This window comes from Leucobacter sp. M11 (assembly GCF_035726885.1).
In the GTDB taxonomy this organism is placed as follows: Bacteria; Actinomycetota; Actinomycetes; order Actinomycetales; family Microbacteriaceae; genus JAPFRB01.
This window is the reverse complement of record NZ_JAPFRB010000006.1, coordinates 88,467-88,978: the sequence shown is the minus strand read 5'-3', so window position 1 is coordinate 88,978 and position 512 is coordinate 88,467. Positions and strand designations below refer to the sequence as shown.

Annotated in this window: 1 protein-coding gene; it reads right to left on the bottom strand. The window is 68.6% G+C overall.

The window, feature by feature from the left end; genetic code table 11:
- A partial coding sequence (locus tag OOT08_RS17480; RefSeq protein WP_442916281.1) for a GntT/GntP/DsdX family permease occupies positions 1-512 on the bottom strand: 512 nt, incomplete at both ends.

Here is a 512-nt window from a genome sequence, read left to right as displayed (position 1 = left end):
AGCAGGATGATGCCGGCGCTCTCGACGCCCTTCTCCATCTCGGCGAGGGTGTCGCCGCGCTTCTGGCCGCGGGTCAGCCCGTAGATCGCGAGCAGCAGGCCGAGGCCAACGGCGATGACCGGGTTGCCGACGAAGCTGGCGGTGGACACGAGCCAGGCGGGTAGCGTCTCGGGCATCGCGGTGTTCATGCCGGAGATGCCGGTGTTCGCGAAGATCAGGATGATCGGCATCAGGATCGGGGCCATCGCCACGGTCAGCGAGGGCAGCGTCTTCATGCGCTCTTCGGCGAGGGCGCTGAACTCGTCAAAGGCGGCCTTCGGGGTGAGCACCTCGCCCGTGTCGCGTTCGATCATGGCCTCGATCTTCGGGCCCATCACCTTGGCGTACAGGGTGACGGCGATCAGGGAGGGGATCGTGAGCACGAGGCCCCAGAGGATCATCTCGCCGATGCCGACGCCGAAGATCCCGGCCGCGCCCAGCGGGCCCGGGGTGGGCGGCACCGCGTGGTGGGT